We start from the raw sequence: 22,300 nt of genomic DNA, 5'->3' as shown, positions 1-22,300 counted from the left end.
AAATATTGTTAAAGTGAGGTTTATACGTTTTGCTTTTATCTTTTTTGCTTCCATGACTCTATGTGCTCAGGATTTAGAGGTAAATCAATCTGTAAAGGAATTATCTGCAAAAATTCAAACTTCAGAAAACACCGAACGCTTAAAATGGATGGATAGTTTGGTGTCTATCGTAAAATATAAATCGGAATTAAAATACGATTCTATTGTAAAACAAACCATCCGTTTTGGTATCGAGTTAGATTCTTTAGAGTTTGCAGGAAATCATATTGCCGATTTTATATACTATTTAAACAATATCGCAAGAAATCCTGAAGCAGGGCTAGCGTTGTATAATCTCCATATAGATACGTTTGAACACCTCGGGAAAAGTAGCGCATTAACCCGGTTTTATTTAAACGTAGCCGACAGTTATTATTATTTAAATGACCTGGAACGTGCCACGGAATTCTACAATAAAAGTATAGCGTATGCTAAATATTCTGAAGAAGAGCGCCTACTTGCATTCTCGTATTTATATTTAGGTTATACGCAGTCGGATACTGGTAAATTTGCCCGTGCATCGAAAAATATTAAATCGGCTATAACTATATTTTCAGAAGAAAAGGACACATTCAATATATTGTCATCCAAAAATGCTTTATCCATTTTATATAGTAAGAATTCTTTTTTTAAGGAAGCAGAAACTGAACGAAATGAAGCTATAGAATTAGCTAGATTAAGTAATAATACCGACAATTTAATTGGGTTGTATTTTAACGCGGCTCAAGATTGTAAAAAAACATCCGAACTTTTAAAAGAAATTGAGTATTTAGAGTTAGCACTTATCGCCAATAGTAAAACGGATAATGTGTTAATTTTAAAACCTATCATACTGTCGGAGCTTGTTATTGCTTATTCTGAAAGTAATAATGAGGAACTTGCCGAAACTCATTTTGGCGAGTTGAAAACGATGTATTTAGATGATAAATCAGAAAGTAATAGGGAATCGTTTGTTTATGCCTCATCTGTATTAGAGTTTAATAAAAAAAACTATGCAACAGCACTAGCCTATGGTAAAGAGTATTTAAATATTCGAACTAAAAAAAATAGCTATGAAGAAATTATGCTTGCAGAAAAATTTATTTCTAAAGTATATGCAGCCATAAATGATCCGTATCAAAGCAATGAGCACTTAGTTAATTATTATAAAATTAAAGACTCTATTACTAATGCGCAAAACATTAAATCATTAACCTACTATCAAACCTTATACGAAACAGAAAAAAGAGATCGTCAAATAGAAACTCAAAGCACAAGTATTGAATTGTTAAATGCCGAAAACAGGAATATGGCGCAACTGTTCATTTTCGGTAGTTTGGGGCTTTTAGCTATGTTTGGTGGCATCTTGTTTTATCGCTCGTTTATTAATGCGAAAAAACGAGAAATTGTTCAGAAGGAATTTTCACAAGAACTTATTAAGACTCAAGAAAAAGAAAGAACACGAATTTCTAAAGATTTACACGATAGTGTTGGGCAGCAATTAGTACTTTTAAAATGGAAAACACAAACCCTAAATCAGCCCGATTTATCACAATTGGTTCAAAATACTTTAGAAGAAGTTAGGCATATTTCTAGAGATCTTTACCCAGTTACATTAACCACTTTAGGCTTAACTAATAGCATTGAGCAATTACTATCGGAGTTAGATGAAACCACCGAGCTATTTGTGAATTTAAGTATCGATAATGTTAACAATGATTTTGACGAAGTTGAAACATTAAATTTTTATAGATTCATTCAAGAATCTTTAAGTAATGTGCTAAAACACGCTAATGCCAGTAGTTTGTTTGTTAATATTTTGAAACAAAAAAATGGTGTAAAAGTGTTAATTAGGGATAATGGAAATGGTTTTGAAGTTAGCGAAAGTGTGAAGCTAAATAGTTTAGGTTTAAAAACAATGACAGAACGTATTAATATACTAAAAGGCAGTTTAGCGATAAAAAGTAAGAAAAATAAAGGCACCTTAATTTTGGTACAAATACCTGGGCATTGATGTAAAAAGGAGCTGTTTTTTGAAGTTGATTAGATAAACTTGATAAAATGATTAAACGTAAAAATACAAGTTTATACTGTGCGTCAAATGAAATAAATTACTTCGGAGAACTATTAAAAAGGAAGTTAAAGCGTCTTAAAATTTAAAAAATAAACGTTAATTTTTTTATAAACTCGGCCTTCCAAATGTATTAAACAAAAAATATTTTGGTAATATAATTCTATTGGTATAGTTTTGCGCGCTGTATGAAACACAGTTTTGCTAAATATTTATTTTTATTAAACCTCTTTTTGGTAACGGGGTTTGTAAACTTATATGCAAATACCAATGCTAAAACGGCTTCTTTTGTACAACACACCGATACGGTAGATTATACCGTTGAAACTTCGGTTCAGCAAAATGTGAACCACCTTGTTTTTTACTCTACAGAAAACAATAGAACGCATAATCATCTTTCAGAATATATTGACGCCGAAAGTTTTGAGGAAGACAATGAAGAACATTTAAATTCTAATCTTAAACTTTTATCCCTTGGCAGCGCTTTTACTGCCATTTTTTATGAGCAACTCTTAGATGCTCTAACTTGTGAAATTCAAGAAGCCAACCAACGCTATATTTTTAATTGTAGCAAAACTTCAATACGGTTACACGCTAAATTTCAGGTTTTTATAATTTGATTTTTCTTCTGAAACAACCTAAGTACTGCAGGTTGTTTTAATATTTCTATTCTAGAATTTTAGTTAGAGTAAGCATAAATCCGTCTATATACGACGCTTTTATCTTGCGCAATCATTTCATTATAATCATTTATTTTAAAAAGTAAAACCATGAAGAAAACCTTCATTTACATTGGTGCGTTTGTATTTTTATTGAATACAAGTTGTGAAAAAAAACACGAAAAGAAAGCAGAAGAAGTTAAGTTTTTAATAACCAATCCCGTTAAAAAAGATACCTCAATTATAAAAGACTATGTGAGTCAGATTAAAGCTTATCAGCATATTGAAGTGCGAGCTTTAGAAAAAGGCTATTTAAAACAAATTTTTGTTGACGAAGGTCAACATGTTAAAAAAGGTCAGCACATGTTTCAAATCTCTCCAAACGTGTATAGAGCGGAATTGCAAAAAGCAACTGCGGAAGAACATGCTGCGGAAATCGAACTTAAAAACACGAAACTTTTAGCTGATAGTAACGTGGTTTCAGAAAATGAATTAGCCTTATCTCAAGCTAATGTTGAAAAAGCAAAAGCCGAAGTATCCTTAGCTAGAACACATTTAGGTTTTACCGATATCCGGGCCCCTTTTGATGGTATTATGGATCATTTGGAAGCCAGACAAGGAAGTTTGCTAGACGAAGGAGAACTGTTAACTACACTGTCAGATAACAGTAAAATGTGGGTGTATTTCAATGTCCCAGAAGCTGAATACCTTGATTATATCATGAGTGAGGATAAAGACGAAAAAAAACAAGTTGATTTATTATTGGCTAACAATAAGCGATTTAATCAAGCAGGAATTGTAGAAACTATTGAAGGTGAATTTAATAACGAAACCGGAAATATTGCCTTTAGAGCGACCTTCCCAAACCCGGATGGTATTTTGCGTCACGGCGAAACTGGCAGTGTTTTAATGAAAGTACCGTTTAAAGATGCCGTTATTATTCCGCAGAAAGCAACTTTCGAAATTTTAGATAAAAAATTCGTTTTTGTTGTTGATAAAAACAACGTGGTTAAGCAACGAGAAATTACGGTAGATGCCGAGTTACCTCACTTATTTGTTGTGGGTAGCGGCCTTGCAGTAAATGAACAAATATTACTCGAAGGTATTCGAATGGTAAAAGACCAAGAAAAAATTGCTACAACATTTGTGAAACCTAACGAGGTATTAGCAAACTTAGAATTATACGCTGAGTAAGGATGTCTAATTAATCTCAAAAAAATCATGTTTAAAAAATTTATACAACGACCGGTTTTGGCCATCGTCATTTCGGTCTTTATCTTGTTAACGGGTTTAATTGCTATCAAGCAATTACCCATTTCCCAATTTCCACAAATTGCGCCAACAACGGTTAATATATTTATTGCATACCCAGGTTCTAGTGCCGATGTTTTAGTGAATTCCACTTTAATTCCTTTAGAAACCGCCATTAACGGAGTGCAAGGTATGCGTTACATTGCGTCTGATGCGACTAGTGCAGGTGAAGGGACATTGCGTGTTATTTTCGAACCCGGCACCGACCCCAATGAGGCAGTAGTTAAAGTAAAAACAAGGGTCGATCAAGTGATGCCTTTATTGCCGGAACTGGTGCAACGTGAAGGTGTTGTGATCACGCCAGTGCAGCCGAGTATGTTGATGTATGTGAATCTTTTTAGTAAGAAGAAGGACAACGACGAGAAGTTTTTATTTAACTACGCGTACACGAAAATAATCCCAGAAATTCAACGTATTGATGGTATTGCAAGTGCGAAAATTTTAGGAAGTAGAAAATATGCCATGCGTGTTTGGTTGAAACCAGATCGTATGCGCGCCTATCATATTTCTGCGGAAGAAGTTTTAGAAGCTATGGAGGATCAAAGTATTTTGGCCCGACCAGGTAGAATTGGTAGAAGCTCAGGTAAAACAGCACAGTCTTTAGAATATGTATTAACCTATGAAAACCGTTATAACGAACCCGACCAATACAAAGAGATTATTATTAGAGCAAACGAAGAAGGAGAAATCATCAAATTGTCCGATGTTGCCGATGTCGATTTAGGAAGTGAATTCTTCGATATCTATTCCAATTTAGATGGGCAACCGTCGGCTTCTATCGTCTTAAAGCAAACTTTTGGTTCTAATGGTAGCGATGTTATTGCTTCCGTAAAAGAAAAATTAGATGAGCTTAAACAAGATTTACCACCAGGAATGGATTTCCAAATTAGTTACGACGTTTCTAATTTCTTAGATGCTTCCATAGAGCAGGTGGTACACACGCTTCGTGATGCTTTTATCCTTGTGGCTATTGTGGTATTCTTGTTTTTGGGCGATTGGCGTTCTACATTAATCCCTATTATTGCCGTACCGGTATCTTTAGTTGGCGCCTTTTTTGTAATGCAACTTTTTGGGCTTTCCATTAACCTAATTACACTTTTCGCTTTAGTACTTGCTATTGGTATTGTGGTCGATAATGCCATTGTGGTTGTCGAGGCTGTCCATGTTAAAATGGAAGAAGAGCACCTCTCGCCATACAAAGCATCATCTGCTGTTTTAAGTGAAATTGGAGGCGCTATTATTGCCATTACTTTAGTCATGGTTTCAGTATTTATTCCTACCTCTTTTATGTCGGGGCCTGTTGGGGTTTTCTACCGTCAATTCTCCATTACTATGGCGGGTTCCATTGTTATTTCTGCCATTGTTGCCTTAACATTAACACCGGTGCTTTGTGCTATGATGTTGAAAAACAACCATGGAAAAGAGAAAAAGAAATCACTTGTCGATAAATTTATAGACTGGTTTAATAATGGTTTCGAAAAACTAACAGGAAGTTACGTGAAGCTCCTAAATAAAATAGCAGCGCGTCGCATTATAACATTTGGAATGTTGGCAGCGTTTTGTGCAGGAATTTATTTTACGAATGATGTATTGCCAGCTGGATTTATTCCGAATGAAGATCAAGGGATGATTTACGCCATCATTCAAACACCTCCAGGAGCAACCTTGGAACGTACGAATGAAGTGGCTAAAAAACTTCAGAAAATTTGTGAAGAAACTGAAGGTGTGCAATCCGTTTCTTCTTTAGCGGGATATGAAATTATGACGGAAGGGCGTGGTTCTAATGCCGGTACTTGTTTAATTAACTTGAAACCTTGGGGCGATCGAGAACATACCGTACATGAAATTATGGAAGAGCTAGAGGAAGAAACTAGAGATTTAGGTGCCGTAATAGAATATTTCGAACCGCCAGCTGTTCCTGGTTTTGGGTCTTCAGGAGGTTTTGCCATGCGTTTATTGGATAAAACAAACTCAACGGATTATCATCATTTTGAAAAAATCAATAACGAGTTTATGGCGGCCTTAGCTGAACGTCCAGAATTAACAGGGTTGTTTACGTTTTTCTCAGCAAACTATCCGCAATATAAATTGAAAATCGACAATAAAAAAGCCATGCAAAAAGGGGTGACTATTGGTAAAGCCATGGAAAACCTAAATATTTTAATTGGTAGTACTTACGAGCAAGGGTTTATTCGTTTTGGTCGTTTCTTTAAAGTGTACACACAAGCTGCGCCAGAATATCGAGGATTACCATCCGATCTTCAAAAACTTTATGTAAAAAATGAATCCGGAGAAATGGTGCCGTATTCTGCATTCATGACCATGGAAAAAGCTCTAGGTCCGAATGAAATTACTCGTTATAATCTCTACAATTCTGCTGCTATTCGTGGGCTTCCTGCTCCAGGATATACAAGTGGTGATGCTATTAACGCGATTAAAGAAGTGGCTAAAGAGCAACTGCCAAGAGGTTACGATGTGGGTTGGGAAGGTTTAACTTACGATGAAGCTGGCCGTGGTAGCGAATCCATCTATATTTTTGCTATAGTATTAATCTTTGTGTATTTCGTACTTGCGGCACAATACGAAAGTTTTCTACTCCCATTTGCGGTTATACTATCGCTTCCTGTGGGTATTTTTGGATCATTTTTTTTACTGAAGGTTATGGGCTTAGCAAACGATGTTTATGCTCAAATTGGTATGATTATGTTAGTCGGGCTACTCGGTAAAAATGCAGTACTAATTGTGGAGTTTGCTGTTCAAAAACGCAAACAAGGGGCTACTATTTTAGAAGCCGCCATCGAGGGGTCGAAAGCTCGATTTCGACCTATTTTAATGACGTCTTTTGCCTTTGTTGCAGGTTTGGTACCGTTGGTTATGGCTACTGGTGCAGGTGCTATCGGAAACAGAACAATTGGTGGTTCTGCCATGGGAGGTATGCTTATCGGAACCATTTTTGGGGTTATTCTTATTCCTGGTTTATATTATTTCTTCGCGAAAATAGCAGATGGTAGAGGTCTTATTAAAGATGAAGCATCTACGTCGGTTACTGAAGAGTTAATGCGCATTAGTGAAAGTGAAAGCCAAAGTGAAGTGAATGCTACTAAAATTAGTAAGATTAATAAATTATTGAAAAAACTTGTTAAAAGAAGACATGATGAAAATTAATATAAAACACAGCATTAAAAACACCCGTATTATTTTGTGGGGTGTTTTTATAAGCGTTTCCGTTTTTTCTTGTGTGCCAACAAAGGCTGTGCGAGAGGTAAATAAAACGGTTCCGGAAGGTTACCAAAATCAGTCTGCAGATAGTTTGAATACGGCAGATGTGGATTGGAAAACCTTTTTTACAGACACTAATTTAACGGCGCTAATTGATGCCGCTTTAGCCAACAATCAAGAGCTTAACATGATGTTACAGCAAATTAATATGGCTAAAAATGAAATTAAAGCACGTAAAGGAGAATATTTACCGTTTGTAAATGCTTACGCCGGCGCGGAAGTAGAAAAAGTAGGCGAATATACCCGAAATGGCGCTATTGAAAAAAACTTAAATGTACATGAGGAAGATGCTTTTCCAGAACCTTTGCAGGATTATTCCATCGGACTTTCAGCATCGTGGGAACTTGATATTTGGAAGAAACTTAGAAACGGTAAAAAAGCTGCTGTTTTTGAGTATTTATCTTCGGTTGAAGGTAAAAACTTTATGGTTACAAATTTGGTTGCCGAAATTGCGAATTCGTATTACGAGTTAGTGGCTTTAGATAATCAATTAGCCATCATCAACAAAAACTTAGATCTTCAACAGAACGCTTTAAAAATGGTAAAAGTTCAAAAGCAAGCTGCTCGCGCAACAGAATTAGCCGTACGTCGATTTGAAGCTGAGGTTTTAAAAAACCAAAGTAATAAATACGATATTCAACAGAAGATTGTTGAGGTTGAAAATGGGATTAACTTCTTGGTTGGACGATATCCACAGCATGTGGTGCGTAATTCTGATAATTTTATAAATACCAATATCGATATTATCAATGCTGGAATTCCTTCGCAATTACTAGAAAATAGAACTGATATTCGTAAAGCGGAATTTGAACTTTCTGCAGCAAAATTAGATACTAAAGTTGCTAAAGCTAATTTTTATCCTGCCGTAGGTATTTCTGCCGGAGTGGGGCTGCAAGCTTTTAAACCTAAGTTTTTAACCGAAACTCCACAGTCGTTGGTGTATTCTTTGGTAGGCGATGTTGTAGGTCCATTAATTAACCGAAACGCTATAAAAGCAGCGTATGCAAATGCAAATGCTAAACAGTTGCAAACCGTTTATGAATATGAAAAAACTGTATTGAATGCCTATGTTGAAGTCGCTAATGCGCTTTCAAGCGTTGAAAATCTTAAGAAAAGTTACGATTTAAGAGATAAGCAGGTTAAGGCTTTAAATGAGTCTATTGAAATTGCTATGAAACTCTTTAAATCGGCTAGAGCAGAATATACTGAAGTCTTATTAACACAGCGTGAAGCTTTAGATTCTCAAATTGAAATTATAGAAACTAAAAAAGAACAACTTTTAGCTCATGTAAATGTTTACAAAGCTTTAGGTGGTGGTTGGAAATAATTCCCTAGATTATTTTTTAGCAAGGTTCTCAGGTTTTGAGAACATAAAAAAAGCCGTTTTACAATATGTAAAACGGCTTTTTAATTTATCTATATTAAGGATTTACGTATTTATAGATTCATGAATTTTTTAATTTCTGAAGTGCTGAGTTTTGGGTTTGCACCTTCGTTTTGTGCAACCAACGCACCAACAGCACAGGCAAAATCTATGGCTTTTTGTGGTTTTTCGCCATTAAGGAGTTGACTTGTTAACGATGCTAAAAAAGAGTCGCCAGCACCAACGGTATCAATTACTTTTATTTGATAGCCGCTATTGTAATAAAGATTATCATTTTGTAGTAAAACGGCTCCGTGTTCACCTTTGGTAACGCAAATATTTTTGGTGTTCGTTTTCTCGGAAATGAATTTTAAATTTTGCTCCAATCCGTTGTATTTCGAACCTAAATAATCGCTTACTTCGTAAAGTTCCTCGTCATTAAATTTAATGAAATCGGCTTTTTCCATGAGGTGTGTTAATACGTCTTGGGTATAGTAAGGTGTTCTTAAATTGAGGTCGAAAATGTTATAATTTGCTATTTCAACTAAATCGTATAATGTTTTTCTTGAGGTTTCATCTCTTGCGACTAAACTACCAAAAACAAAAGCATCGGCATTTTTCACTGCGTTTTTAGAGCTTTCAGTTAGACTTATTTTATCCCAAGCTCTAGGAAATTTAATGTCGTATGATGCAGAGCCTTTTTCGTTTAGCATCACTTTTACTTTTCCTGTTTTATAGTCATTTAATGTCTCTATACAGGAAGTGTTTATGTTGTTGTCATTCAGGTAACGAAGTAGCTTTTTGCCGCGTTCATCATTACCAATAGCGCTAATCATACTTACGCTATTGTTGAATGAACTAAGCCTACTAGCTACATTTAAAGGTGCGCCTCCAATTTTTTTATGCGTGGGGAATACATCCCACAAAATTTCGCCAAAACAAACTATTTTTTTCATAATGTAAATTTAAAATAAATCCAGAAGTAACAACTACATTACTTCTGGATTATTGAAACTAAACTAAAATAAACTAGCTAAAAATTAATAGTTAGGGTTTTGTTTGTACAAACCACCTGTGAAGTCAATTTCTCTTTGTGGTATTGGATAATATTCATCACGACCTGATGTAAATTGCGCATTCGATAGAAAATCTTTTCTAGTTTTTTCAACTTCTAAATAGTCGTTTAGTACTGGTTCTGCAATACCCCAACGTACTAAGTCGAAAAATCTAGGGCCTTCCATTCCAAATTCTAAACGTCTTTCAAACATTAAAGCTTTTAAGGCTTCTGTTTTAGCCATGCCCATTGGGTATGTTCCAATATTATAAATATTAGTGGCGCCAGCACTTATTTGGCGTTGTGTACTTGCCGCAGCACGCATTCTAATATCATTAATTATAGTTATACCTGCGTCAACCTCTCCTCTTTGAATTAAGGCTTCAGCTTTAAATAAAAGAACATCTGCATATCTAATAAATTCAATGTTTTTAGAAGTTCCAATAAAAGGTCCTTCTTTGACATAGCAAGAACAGTCTGGTGCTTGTTGTTCTTTCATGTTTCCAAAATAGCCATATACACCTGGGTCTCTAGCCCAACTGTAATTGTAAATCATATCTCCGTTTTCCTTAACCGTGTTTCTGTATTTAAAAGGTCTGCCTGGAATACCAACAGTATGGTCAATTCTAGGATCCACTGTAAGTCCTGAGGCTAAAGGAGTTTCGCCATCATTGTTAACTACATCGAAAATGTTACTGTCGTTAAAGGTGTCGAGTAATGGTAATCCATCAGCATCTGTTCTAAAGGCATTTACCATGTTTTGACTTGCTAAGTGGAAACCGCAGCATCCGTATAATCCATTACCATGAGGGGAATTTAATCCGGTTACAAAACTTACTCTGCTTACTGTTGTACCATCGTTAATTGAAAATTGTGCTGCCCAAATAGATTCTGGTCCATTATCAAATCCATCTAAGTAATTGTTGCCGTAATCAGATTCTAAAGCGCCAGTAACATCGTCTGCATAATCAATTACTTCTTGTAATCTATCCATGTTAATGTTGGTAACCTGGTGCGTGTCATTTTGCTCATAAGCTTGATATAAACGAAGTTTTGCTAAATAAGCGGCAGCGGCATTTTTATCGGCACGACCTACTTCTTCTTGCGATTGTGGTAAGTTGTTATAAGCAAATAAGAAATCGTCTGCTATTTTATTCCAAAGCTCATCATTATCAATAATATTCGAAATTTCTAAAATCTCTTCTTGTGTTAAACCTTCAGTGATGTAAGGAATTTTTTTGAATAATAATTTTAGAACAAAATGTGAATGTGCTCGTAAAAAGCGAAGCTCGGCTTGTCTTGTTATTTTGTTGGCGTAATCTGCTTCTGGTATTTCATTAATAACGTTTAAGGCTAAGTTAGCTCTTGAAATAGCGGCGTAGTAGCTTGTCCAGGTTCTAGGTGCCATCCAATCTACAGGATCGTCTGCAATGGTTAAGTTGTATTGTTCGTATCTGTCAATAACATCCACATCTCCACGTCCGCCGCCACCTTTGTAGGCGTCATCTGAACGTACACTTCCATATACCCACATACTGGTTAATGGGCCTACCATATCGTCGTTTGCAATTCCGGCATAAGCAGCAACCACTAAGGCTTCTGCGTTTTCTGCTGTTGCTGCGGCTTCAACCGAAAGGAAGCCTTCAGGTTCGTATTCTAAAAAGTCGTTGGAGCAAGCAAACATTGTAAATGCCGCCATGCTTCCTATTAATAATGTTTTTATATTTTTCATGTGAGCCATTTTTAAAAGTTAATGTTAAGTCCTATTGAAAGTACAGTTGGTACTGGAATGGTGTTTACATCCGTACGTTCTGGGTCGGAACCTATATAATCGCTAGGTGTAATCCAGAATAGGTTTTCGCCTTGTAGATAAATTCTACAACTGGTCATGCCAGCTAACTTAGTTGTTAGTTCTTCAGGAAGTGAATATCCAATTTGAAGGTTTCTTAATTTGAAGTAAGAATTTTTTCTGTATAAATAATCAGAAATTCTCGTATCGTTGTTTACTAATGATAATGAAGGAACATCGGTATTTGTATTACTTGGTGTCCATGAGTTTAATACCCCAAGTCCTGCATTTTCTCTACCTTGAACAAAATTGTTGAATGAAATATAAGGGTCTTGTCCAATTCTACCAGCAACGCCAGAGCCGAATAAAGACATGTCGAAATTTTTATAATTCATATCTAATCTAATACCATACTCAAGGTCGGGTAAGGTTGTTCCAAGAAAATCTCTGTCTTCTGCACCAATACTTCCATTACCACTTAAATCTTTAAATTTTAATCCGCCTGGTCTAGCGCCTACCTGAGTTGGGCTATTGTCTACATCGTCTTGACTTTGAAATAAGCCATCTGTTTTATAACCGTAGATAGAAAATTGAGAATGTCCAATTATTGAGTTATCAACAGTTCCAGGGAAAGCAGACACAACTTCGGCAGGTAGTTCTGTAATTTCATCTTTAAAAGCACCTAAATTGGTTGCTACAGTGAATGATAAACCGTTATCTAAAGTTTTAGAATAATTTAATGCTAGTTCCCAACCTCTGGTTTCTGTAGTAGCTCCGTTTAAAGTTTTTAATTGACCTTCACCTATTGCAGAAGCAATTGGAGGAATGGTTAAAATATCGGAAGTTTCTCTGGTAAAGTAATCGAAGGATCCTACGATAGCATTGTTAAACAAAGTAAAATCTAACCCAAGGTTAATTTCTTTGGTAGTTTCCCATTTTAATGCTGGGTTTCCAGCTTGAACAGGAGCGAAGCCTGAAGGTAGGTTACCTGTGTTAATTCCGCTTAAATCGTAAGCTGTACCTACATTGTAAAAGGTGTTAAAGAAAAAGTCGTCTCCAGTAGCCTGTAATTGATTTTGCCCGTATTTTGAAGCAAATAACCCAAAACGTGCTACATCTCCAATAGATTGGTTACCAACTTCTCCATAACCTGCTCTAAATTTTAATGAATTTACAACATCATTATCTTTCCAAAACTCTTCATTACTAATTCTCCAACCTACAGTTGCAGCAGGAAAAATACCATATCGGTTTTCGGCACCAAATCTTGAAGAACCATCACGACGTATGGTAACAGATGCTAAATAGCGATCTTCAAAACCATAGTTGATTTTACCAAATTGAGATAATAATCGGCTTCCTGTAGAGGTGCCTGTGTTTGTTCTAGCGCCTGTGGCTTCTTTTAAAACAAAATAAGCTTCCGTTTCGGTTGAAAATCCATCGGCCTGAGAATAAACACTTGAAAAATCATCTTTTATAGATTCCGTTCCTAGTAAAACATTTATTTTATGCTTATCGTTAAGTTCTAGTTGGTAGCTTAATGTGTTTGTAAATACTAAGCTTGTAAACTTGTTGGTGTCATGTATTAATCTGTTGTTACTTCTTTGAATAGAGCCGTTATCAACTTTAGTTTCAATATCTTTTTTATGATAATCGCTAAAATCTATACCTAAACTGGTTCTGAATGTTAGGTTTTCAATAATATCGAATTCACCCCAAATATTTCCGAAGAAAGTTGTTCTATCTGTATTATCCCAACGGTTTAAATATTGCATTAAAACAGGATTGTTTCTGTCGGAATAACCAGAACCTAAAGGGCCAGCGAAGTTTCCGTTACTATCGTAAACAGGAATTGTTGGTGCTAAGGAAATGGCTAAACTTGGCGTAGGTGCACTACCAACATCTGGAGACGCTAATGTTTCGTCTGATGTGAAAATTTGTGTATTTACACCAACTCTTAATCGGTTTTCAAATAAGTTGAAGTTAGAGTTTAGTTTTGCCGAAATTCTTTCGTAGCCTGTGTTTTTTAGAATTCCTGTATTTCTTAAATGGCCTATATTGAATAAATGAAAAGAATTGTCGGTACCTCCTGAAACGGATATTTCATTATTGTAAACATAACCTGTTTTGTAAGTCTCGTCTTGCCAATCGGTATCTCCAACGGGTACTGAAGTATCTCCCCCTACGTATGGCTGAACGGCAACACTGTTTAAAACAGGGTTATTGAAATCGCCGTTCCAATCGAAATCATATATTTCACCATAACCACTATTTGGGTCGGCTCCATCATTTACTGAAGCTCTCCAAAGTACCTCACCACGTTGTTGAGCGTTTAGCATATCATAACGTTGTTTTTTCTCCGATTGAACAGAAACGTTTGAGTTGATGCTGACTTTAAATTTTTCGCCACCGGCAGCTTTTGCACTGTTTTTAGTGGTTACAATAATAACGCCGTTTCCTGCACGTGCCCCATATAGAGACGATGCGGAAGCATCTTTAAGCACCTGAACAGATTCTATTGTGCTAGGGTTAATGCTTGAAAACACTTCCTGACGCAATGTTGGTACCCCATCGATAACAAATAAGGGATTATTGTCGCCTAATGTTGTTGCCCCACGAATTAAAATATTGTTTGCAGATCCTGTTGGGTCTCCAGATTTTTCAATAAACACCCCTGGAACACGACCTTGAAGTCCTTGAACGGCACTACCAGAACTCATACTTACGCCCTCTGTTGGCCCAAGTTCAACTACGGTAATTGCTCCTGTTACATCTACTTTTCGTTCTCTAGAGTATCCTGTTACTACAATTTCGTCTAGTTCGCTGGCATCGGCAATTAAGGATACGTTAATAATAGATTTTCCTGCGATTTGAATTTCTTGTGTTTTATAGCCCATATAGCTAAAAACTAAAGTAGCATCTCCATTAATATTGTCTATGGAATAATTTCCGTCAAAATCTGTTGCGGCACCTTGCGAGGTTCCTGCAACTATTACGGAAACACCTGGTAAGGGCATGCCGTCTGTTTGGTCTGTAACCGTACCGCTTACTTGGCCTTGAGCGAACAAGCTCAGCAGCGCAAAAAAGGATAAAAATAAAAGTTGTTTACATTTCATAATTAATTTAGTTTAAGTTAAAAGTTTAGTTTATTAATTTCAATAGAACTAAGCGTAAAGTCTTGGTTGTTAGAGTTTATGCTTAGCGTTTCAAAAGGTTCTGTTGGAAAGAAAATTTCAGTCATTACGGTTTCTCCGTTATCAAAAAATAACTCGATTGAGGTTTTGTCTAGAAGTATAGTTCCAGATAAATTTTGATTACTCGATGTTCTTGGAGCAATGGAGATTCTATCGGCAAATTTTTCGGAAAATGTGGTGTTACCGGCTTGTTTTCTGTTTATAAAAAATGTTTTTTTAATATTATCGAAACCAAATAATAGTTTTTCTCCTGCCTGGTTTTCAAGTTTGAAGGTGTATGTGGTTTCGGTTAAATCTGAAATATTAAATTGAATTTCAGCACTTGCTAAATCAATGGTTTTAGTATCGATGATTTTGGTATCGCCCGATATAATTATATTTTCTTTTTTATATTTCTCACCTCTGTAACTAGCAAGTTGTTGTACAGGATTTGATATTAATCGGTAGCCATTTTCATTTTTTTGTAGTTGTACTTTTCTAGCTACTGTCATGGCGCTCCTCCAAGTTTCGGTTGGAACTTTTTGAGCGTAATGCCAATTAGACATCCAGCCTAACATTAATATGCCTCCGTCTTTTGTGCGTGCATTAGACCATGATACACCCGCATAATTGTCTCTTCCGAAGTCTATCCAGAAATTATGATCATTATTTAAGCTGGTTTCAAAGTCTTTATCCAAAGTAAATTGAGTGCCATCAAAATCGCCAACAAAATATTGTGTAGCACTTCCGCCATTTGGACCGCCAGGATTAATACTTACTAATAGTACCCATTTTGATTCGTTGGTGCCTATTATAGGAAGTTTGAATAAATCGGGGCATTCCCAAACACCGCCATGACCGCCAATGTTTTTACCGAAATTGGAAAGTAAATTCCAGGTTTTTAGATCTTTTGAGTCGTAAAACATAATGTTGTCTCCGGCAGCAAGTACCATTACCCATTTTTTTCTGTCTTCATCCCAAACAACTTTAGGATCTCTAAAATCTTTAATATTATCATTATCAATAACTGGATTGCTATCGTATTTGGTAAAGGTTTTACCTTCATCATTACTGTATGCAATGCTTTGTGTTTGTTTCCAATTATCACCTTCACCAAGTTTTTTAGAACTGGTATACATGGCAACAATAGGAATAGCTTTGCTAACTTCACCAAAACCGGAACTATTGCTAATATCAACTACAGCACTACCAGAGAAAATGGTGCCTAATTCGTCAGGATAAATAGCAATGGGTTGTTCTCTCCAGCTAATCATGTCGGTGCTTATAGCATGACCCCAGTGCATTGGCCCCCAAACACTACTTTCTGGGTGGTATTGGAAATATAAATGATAATATCCGTTGTAGTAAAACATACCATTTGGGTCGTTCATCCAAGCTTTCTTTGGTGTAAAATGAAAATTTGGTCTATAAAGTGATTCTTCCGTACTTATTTGGGGGGTGGAAAGTGTTGTGTTTTCTGTTGTTTGCTTTGTATCACTTGTTTTTTTACAACCTATGATTCCGAAAACAAAGAGAATCATTAATACAGATTTACCGAGTTTTAAAATGTTCATGATGAGATAGTTTTTAGGTTAGTTATATTTATTGATTAATTTTTTACTTAGATCTTCCAATGAAACGCCTTTTGTTTCGGGCATCATAAAGACTACGAATAGCAATTGAAAAACCATCATTATGGCAAAGACTAAAAAAACCACGCCAGCTCCAACAGTAGAGAAAAGTATGGGGACTAATGACGGCACAATTGCAGCTAATACCCAATGTACCGAGCTGCCAAAAGCTTGGCCTGATCCTCGTAAATGGTTCGGGAAAATTTCAGAAATAAACACCCATATTACAGTGCCTTGCCCAATAGCATGTGCGGCAATAAACATGAATAAAAAAACAGGTACGGCGCTACCTTCCCAATTTAAAAAGAAGGCTGCGGAAACTAAGGATAACGATATAATATAGCCAAACGAGCAGATGTACATAAGTTGTTTTCTGCCGAGTCTATCAATTAAGAAAACGCCCAAAAGAGTAAAAACCATATTGGTTACTCCAACGCCAATACTACTAAGTAAGGCTGTGCTTTCGCCAAGTCCAGCTTCTTCTAAAATTCGAGGCGCGTAATAAAGTAAAGCGTTAATTCCAGATAGTTGATTGAAAAAAGCGATTAGAAAAGCCAATATTAATGGGAATCTATACTTTTTAAGAAAGATGTTTTCATTGGCTACTGTATTTTCCATTTCGGTTTTTATTTCAAGCATTAGTTTTTCCGGGTCTAAATCGGGACTAATAATTTGAAATACTTGTTTTGCTTCTGAATTTCTAAACTTAGTAAGTAACCATCTTGGGCTTTTTGGTAATGTCAGTGTGAAAAGGGTGTAAATTACAGCAGGAATAGCTTCAACGCCAACCATCCATCGCCAAGCATTTTCGCCTAAACCATTTAAAAGATAGTTAGATAAGAAGGCTATAAGAATACCAAAAACAATATTAAATTGATAGAGGCCAACGAGTTTACCGCGATCTTTAGCTGGGGCAATTTCCGATATATAGGCAGGTGCCGCAATAGTGGAAGCACCAACTCCTAAACCTCCAATAAATCGGAATATAGCAAAGGTAATTGGGTCGTTAGCAAAGGCAGAACCAATGGCCGAAATGGTATATAGAATACCAATCCACATGAGTGTTTTTTTACGTCCAATTTTGTTTGTTGGAATAGCGCCTAACAGTGCTCCTATAACAGTACCCCATAATGCCATTCCTATTACTACAATGCCATGAAAAGCATCTGAAGAACCCCATAAAGTTTGTAGTTTTTTTTCTGCACCAGATATAACAACGGTATCAAAGCCAAATAAGAATCCTGCAAGTGCTGCGGTAACAGACCATATTAGTATTTTTTTATTCATGTGGTGGTGTAATTAGTTTAGTGATTGCAATGTATATTTTTAATTACGCCACATGTTTTAGTTTTGTATCAATAAGTTATAAGTTTGTTAAAGTTAAAGTGAGAAAGCACGGGAAGTATTGTTATTGTTGAGGTTTTTTCTTTTTTTAAAAATGGAAGTGCAAAGTGAAATGTAGGTAATGTTACATAAAAGTATAAAAATGTAACTATGTTACCCTTCTTTTAGTAGCTAAGCGGAGGTGATTTTAATAATACGCATTGCTAAAATGGTAAAATTCAGTAAGAAATACTGCTACTTTGATGATAATCAGCCTGTGTTTTTATGAATATCGCAGTGGTAAGTTGTTTTAAAAAGTAGGTATTCTAGTGTAAAGTGGAACTAATTTAGGTGTTTGATCTGTATTTTTTTGGTGTTTTTTGGTATTTGTTTTTAAAACTTGTAGAAAAGTAATTGGGAGAAGAAAAACCTGTAGCATAAGCTATCTCAGAAATGGTAAGACTGGTGTTATCGAGTAAGTGTTTTGCTTTTTCTAGTCTTCTGCTCTGAATATAATCGCTAATACTAACGCCTAAAATAGCTTTCATTTTTCTATAGAGCTGAACCCGAGAGATGTTTAAATGCTCGGCGAGTTGTTCTACCGAGAATTTAGAGTTGTCTATATGTTCTTCAATGTGTTTGTTGATTTTGGAAATAAAATCCTGTTCTAGTAAACCAAAATTTTGTTCTGTATCAACTTTATGGATGTTGTTTATAAAATAGTAACGTAACTTTTCTCGATTATAAAGTAAACTTTTAATCGATTGTTGCAGAATAGCAAAGCTAAAAGGTTTAGTTAAAAATAAATCGGCTCCCGATTGAAGTCCTTGGATGTATGATTCTTTATTGTTTAAAGCTGTAAGGATAATGTTTGGAATGTGAGACGTTCGTAAATCGGTTTTTAATGTTTTGCATATTTCGAAACCATCGAGACTACCAGAGACATTAATATCGCACATGATAATATCAGGAATGGTTTCAATAGCTTTTTCAATAGCGTCAGAGCCATCGGATAGATGTATGTGGTAGTCTTTCGATAGTTTTCCGTGTAAATAGTTGGCTAAATCTAGGTTGTCTTCAATTATTAAAATGGAATAGTGATCGCCGGACTGTGTGGGTTGATTTTGTAAAAACACCTCGTCTTCATAACCATCATTAAAGCTTAAAACGGTTTCCTCAATAATATCGGGATCATAAACAATTTCATCAGTGCTTAAGTGGGCCTGACCTTTGTATAACGTGACTATAAACTCTGTTCCATGCTTAGATTTTACCTCAATGGATCCTTTATGAAGTTCTACAAATTCCTTGGATAAGTGTAGGCCTATACCGGAACTCGATTTATTATTGTTCGAGCCTTGGTAGAAGGCAGAAAAAACCTGATTCATTTCTGAAGTAGGTATACCAATACCCGAATCTTTAAAATGAATTTTTACCTGGTTTATTTCTGGAATGTCATGAATTTTTATACTAATAGAACCGTTATTGGGCGTAAATTTAAAAGCGTTGGATAGTAAGTTGAAATAGACTTTATCCATTAAATTTCTATCAATAAAAAGGTTTAGGTCTTCATTATCTGTTTCAATTGAAAAAGTAATATTTCGTTTTTGAGCCTCGCGTTTAAAGTCGTTAAAAATGAGATTAGAAAACTTGATTAAATTGGTTTCAGACGCTTTTAAAATGAATTTTCGATCTTCTATTTTTCTGAAGTCTAGTAGTTGGTTTATCAGTCGCAGTAGTCGTTTTGAGTTATTGAAAATTAATCCAACTTCACGAGATAGTTTATTGTCTTTTAGTGTTTTGTTTTCGGATAAAGATTCAATTGATGATAAAATTAGAGTGATAGGGGTTTTAAATTCATGTGATAAGCCTGTAAAGAAGTTTACTTTAGCTTCATTACTTATTTTAATTTCTTGCGCTATTTTTTTTATTTGATTCCTTTGAGTGGTAATTTTCTTATTGCGTATTTCTAATTCTCGCTTTTTCTTTTGGTTGCTGTATGCTGAATAAATACTAAAAACAACTAAAAGTAAACTAATAATAAGTAACCCTAGAAGTAACTTTAGGATATTGCTTTGTGTAGAATAGGTTTGCTTTTGTAGTTTTATTTTTTCTTGCTGACTTTCTATTTCATACTGGTGTTTGTTAATTTTGTCATACTGATTTTTCATTATTTCAGCATTTCTAAAGTCAATTATTGTTGTGTTTAATATATTGTTTTTGTCTACTTTTTCATTACGTAAAATTTTTACAGCAATTTTTAAAGCTTCGTCTCCTCCTGTAGGATAAAGTACAGTTGCAGATAATACGCCGTTTTGCACCAGTTGGATGCCGTTGTTTTCTCCATTTAACCCGTCTACGCCAATAAATTTAATGGAGCTTTCTGTTGCTTTAGATTTTGTTATTTTCCATGCGTCATGAGCAATGTTGTCATTAAAACCGAACACATAATGGATAGGTTTTATGTTTAGTGAGTCTAAAATTTGAGGTAATCGCTGTGGAAGGTTTTCTTCTTTAATACTATAATTAATAGAAACATTAGGGTCGCTGTTTATAATTTGATGAAATCCCAAATGCCGCTCAATAACAGGCGATGAGTTATCACTTCCTTTTATTTCTAAAACACTGATGTTTTCTTTGTTTTGCGATGCAATATATTTTGCAGCCATACGGCCTACATCAATATTATTCGCTCCAACATAAGCGGTGAATTTTTGCGAATTAATTTTTCGGTCCACGATAATAACAGGAATCCCTTTATCATAAGCCTTTTCAATTAATGAGACAAGAGGGTCTGGTCTTAAAGGGGATATTATAATCACATCAAAGCCATCGTTTATCATGGTTTCAATTTGTGATTTCTGAATTTCTATATCTTCATTAGCTTGAAAAATAGTTAAATCGATATCTTCATTTAATGACGCTTCTACTATCATTTCATGGTCCATAACCTTTCTCCAATCATCTTTACTAATACATTGCGAAAAGCCTATTCGATATTTTTTTTCATCATCATTAGTGCAAGAAAAGCATAGCGTAAGTATAGCGAAAAATAGAAAAGCCTTTGTTTTTATCATGTTGGTAGAAATATATTTAAAAATACATTAAAGAAATCATAAAATACTTAACTTTTGATTGATAATGTTGATAAATAAACTGAAGATTATGAAGGAACTAGCCCGCTTGCGAAATAGAACGCATAAAAAAAGCTACCTGTAAACAGATAGCTTTTAAGTCCCTAAAGTTTAATCGTCTTTCGACGAACTTAACCTCTCTCCTGCAAAATTACAAGCAATGTATAAGTTGTGTGCTGTTAATAATTGATAGGTTTAGTGTCTGTTTTTGAAAATAGAGTCTTTTTGATGTTGTTTTATAGCTTTTCTAGAAAGTAAAATTCCGATGAAAAGAGAGACGAATGCACCTATCCAAATCCCTGGAATAAAATCGATGAATAAGAAAAAATCGTAAGCACCATGAAAAATAATAGCGAGGAGTAAACCTGTTAAGTTTAATACTATTTTGTTATTAGAAAATTTAGCTTTCCCCATAAAATAACCCATTAAAATACCGAAAGTAGCATGAGCCGGAACAGCGGTTATAGCACGTAAAAAAGCTGTTTCAAAACCGCTTTCAAGAACATAAGCAATGTTTTCGGTAGCCGCAAAACCCATGGATACCATTACGGCATATACAATACCATCAAAAGGTTCGTTAAAGGCTTTTCGAGTTTGGGAAAAATACCTTACAATAATATATTTACTAAATTCTTCCGTTAGGCCAACAACAAAAAAGGCTTTAATAAATTGTTGCATTACACTCGTATGGTCTGGGAGTGGTAAAATAATATCAAAAACATAATACATTATCGTGGTAATAATAATGCTAATTACAGCGCCTAACAAAAAAGCGATAAGCATGAGGCGTTTTGGCTCTTTCTCGTATTTATCTTTGATATAGATGTAAATAATAACTATAAAAATAGGCGCAAGAGCAGATAAAAGTAATGCCATTAAAGAGTGTTTTAAATGTGGTTTTCGAGGAATAAATTAAATTTCTGCCTTTATTTTATCGAGTACAAATTGGTAGTAGGCTTTGTTCGAAGCTATGAAATGATTGTCGGTACTGTTTTCTAAATGCAGTTTAAACTGATTGAAAGAAACTAGTTTTAAAGCTTCTACCTCTTCCTCTTGTGGAGTGAGTTTTGTGATGTCGATTTTTAATTCAGCAATAAATACGTGATGAAATTCATTATCCTGAATAGCTCCGTCGGCATAAGCTGTTTTGTGCTTGTTTATTCCAATTTTAGTTAAATCACTCGGTTTAAGTAATAAGCCTAATTCTTCATGAGTTTCGCGTATGGCAGCGGTTTCTATAGATTCGCCAGCATCGATATGGCCGGCAGCTGACACATCCCAAAGTAGCGGATAAATTGCTTTTTTATGAGAACGTTGTTGCAGTAAAACTTCACCTTTTTTAGTAAATAACCAAAGATGGATCGTGTTGTGAAACCAGCCGTTTTTATGCGCCTCAGATTTTAAAGCTACCTTTCCTGTTGGTTCACCATTTTCGGATACAATATCGATATATTCGTCCATATATTCAGATTAAAAAAGCCCCATTTACATGAGG

The 22,300-nt window shown here is 35.2% G+C and carries 13 protein-coding genes; 5 read left to right on the top strand and 8 right to left on the bottom strand.

Going from position 1 to position 22,300, the window contains the following annotated elements:
* Nucleotides 1-13 precede the first annotated feature (13 nt).
* The 5 genes from QWY92_RS03265 (at nt 14) to QWY92_RS03245 (ending at nt 8,665) form a co-directional block, all read left to right on the top strand.
* Entirely contained in the window at nt 14-2,032 is a 2,019-nt protein-coding gene (locus tag QWY92_RS03265) for an ATP-binding protein (protein WP_290268487.1), read from the top strand.
* Between the two features lie 245 nt (nt 2,033-2,277).
* The gene (locus tag QWY92_RS03260; protein WP_290268486.1) at nt 2,278-2,709 is read left to right on the top strand and encodes a hypothetical protein; all 432 of its coding nucleotides are present in this window, start codon (nt 2,278-2,280) and stop codon (nt 2,707-2,709) included.
* Nucleotides 2,710-2,859: 150 nt separating this feature from the next.
* On the top strand, nt 2,860-3,942 hold the full coding sequence (locus tag QWY92_RS03255) for an efflux RND transporter periplasmic adaptor subunit (protein ID WP_290268485.1): 1,083 nt from the start codon (nt 2,860-2,862) through the stop codon (nt 3,940-3,942).
* A 27-nt stretch (nt 3,943-3,969) separates the two neighbouring features.
* Nucleotides 3,970-7,224 carry an efflux RND transporter permease subunit gene (locus QWY92_RS03250; RefSeq protein ID WP_290268484.1) on the top strand — a complete coding sequence of 1,085 codons (3,255 nt, stop codon included), beginning with the start codon at nt 3,970-3,972 and terminating at the stop codon, nt 7,222-7,224.
* The gene (locus tag QWY92_RS03245; RefSeq protein ID WP_290269969.1) at nt 7,214-8,665 is read left to right on the top strand and encodes a TolC family protein; all 1,452 of its coding nucleotides are present in this window, start codon (nt 7,214-7,216) and stop codon (nt 8,663-8,665) included. Before QWY92_RS03250 ends, QWY92_RS03245 begins: the two co-directional genes overlap by 11 nt.
* A gap of 110 nt (nt 8,666-8,775) precedes the next feature.
* On the opposite strand, the gene QWY92_RS03240 is transcribed toward QWY92_RS03245, so the two are convergent.
* From QWY92_RS03240 to QWY92_RS03205, 8 genes are all read right to left on the bottom strand, one after another.
* Nucleotides 8,776-9,657: a carbohydrate kinase family protein gene (locus tag QWY92_RS03240; protein ID WP_290268483.1), complete on the bottom strand. Its 882-nt coding sequence runs from the start codon at nt 9,655-9,657 to the stop codon at nt 8,776-8,778.
* 84 nt (nt 9,658-9,741) lie between these two features.
* Nucleotides 9,742-11,487 carry a RagB/SusD family nutrient uptake outer membrane protein gene (locus tag QWY92_RS03235; protein WP_290268482.1) on the bottom strand — a complete coding sequence of 582 codons (1,746 nt, stop codon included), beginning with the start codon at nt 11,485-11,487 and terminating at the stop codon, nt 9,742-9,744.
* An 11-nt stretch (nt 11,488-11,498) separates the two neighbouring features.
* A complete protein-coding gene (locus QWY92_RS03230) occupies nt 11,499-14,660 on the bottom strand; it encodes a SusC/RagA family TonB-linked outer membrane protein (RefSeq protein WP_290268481.1) in 3,162 nt (1,053 codons plus the stop codon).
* A gap of 17 nt (nt 14,661-14,677) precedes the next feature.
* Entirely contained in the window at nt 14,678-16,291 is a 1,614-nt protein-coding gene (locus QWY92_RS03225) for a glycoside hydrolase family 32 protein (protein WP_290268480.1), read from the bottom strand.
* 18 nt (nt 16,292-16,309) lie between these two features.
* Nucleotides 16,310-17,635: a sugar porter family MFS transporter gene (locus QWY92_RS03220; protein ID WP_290268479.1), complete on the bottom strand. Its 1,326-nt coding sequence runs from the start codon at nt 17,633-17,635 to the stop codon at nt 16,310-16,312.
* A gap of 383 nt (nt 17,636-18,018) precedes the next feature.
* On the bottom strand, nt 18,019-20,748 hold the full coding sequence (locus tag QWY92_RS03215; RefSeq protein WP_290268478.1) for a substrate-binding domain-containing protein: 2,730 nt from the start codon (nt 20,746-20,748) through the stop codon (nt 18,019-18,021).
* 252 nt (nt 20,749-21,000) lie between these two features.
* Nucleotides 21,001-21,681 carry a PrsW family intramembrane metalloprotease gene (locus tag QWY92_RS03210; RefSeq protein WP_290268477.1) on the bottom strand — a complete coding sequence of 227 codons (681 nt, stop codon included), beginning with the start codon at nt 21,679-21,681 and terminating at the stop codon, nt 21,001-21,003.
* A gap of 36 nt (nt 21,682-21,717) precedes the next feature.
* On the bottom strand, nt 21,718-22,266 hold the full coding sequence (locus QWY92_RS03205) for an NUDIX hydrolase (protein WP_290268476.1): 549 nt from the start codon (nt 22,264-22,266) through the stop codon (nt 21,718-21,720).
* Nucleotides 22,267-22,300: the final 34 nt, after the last annotated feature.

The organism is Algibacter miyuki, from assembly GCF_030409805.1.
Classification (GTDB): Bacteria; Bacteroidota; Bacteroidia; order Flavobacteriales; family Flavobacteriaceae; genus Algibacter; species Algibacter miyuki.
Note: the sequence above shows the minus strand (reverse complement) of the source record. Positions and strands in the feature narration are given on the sequence as shown.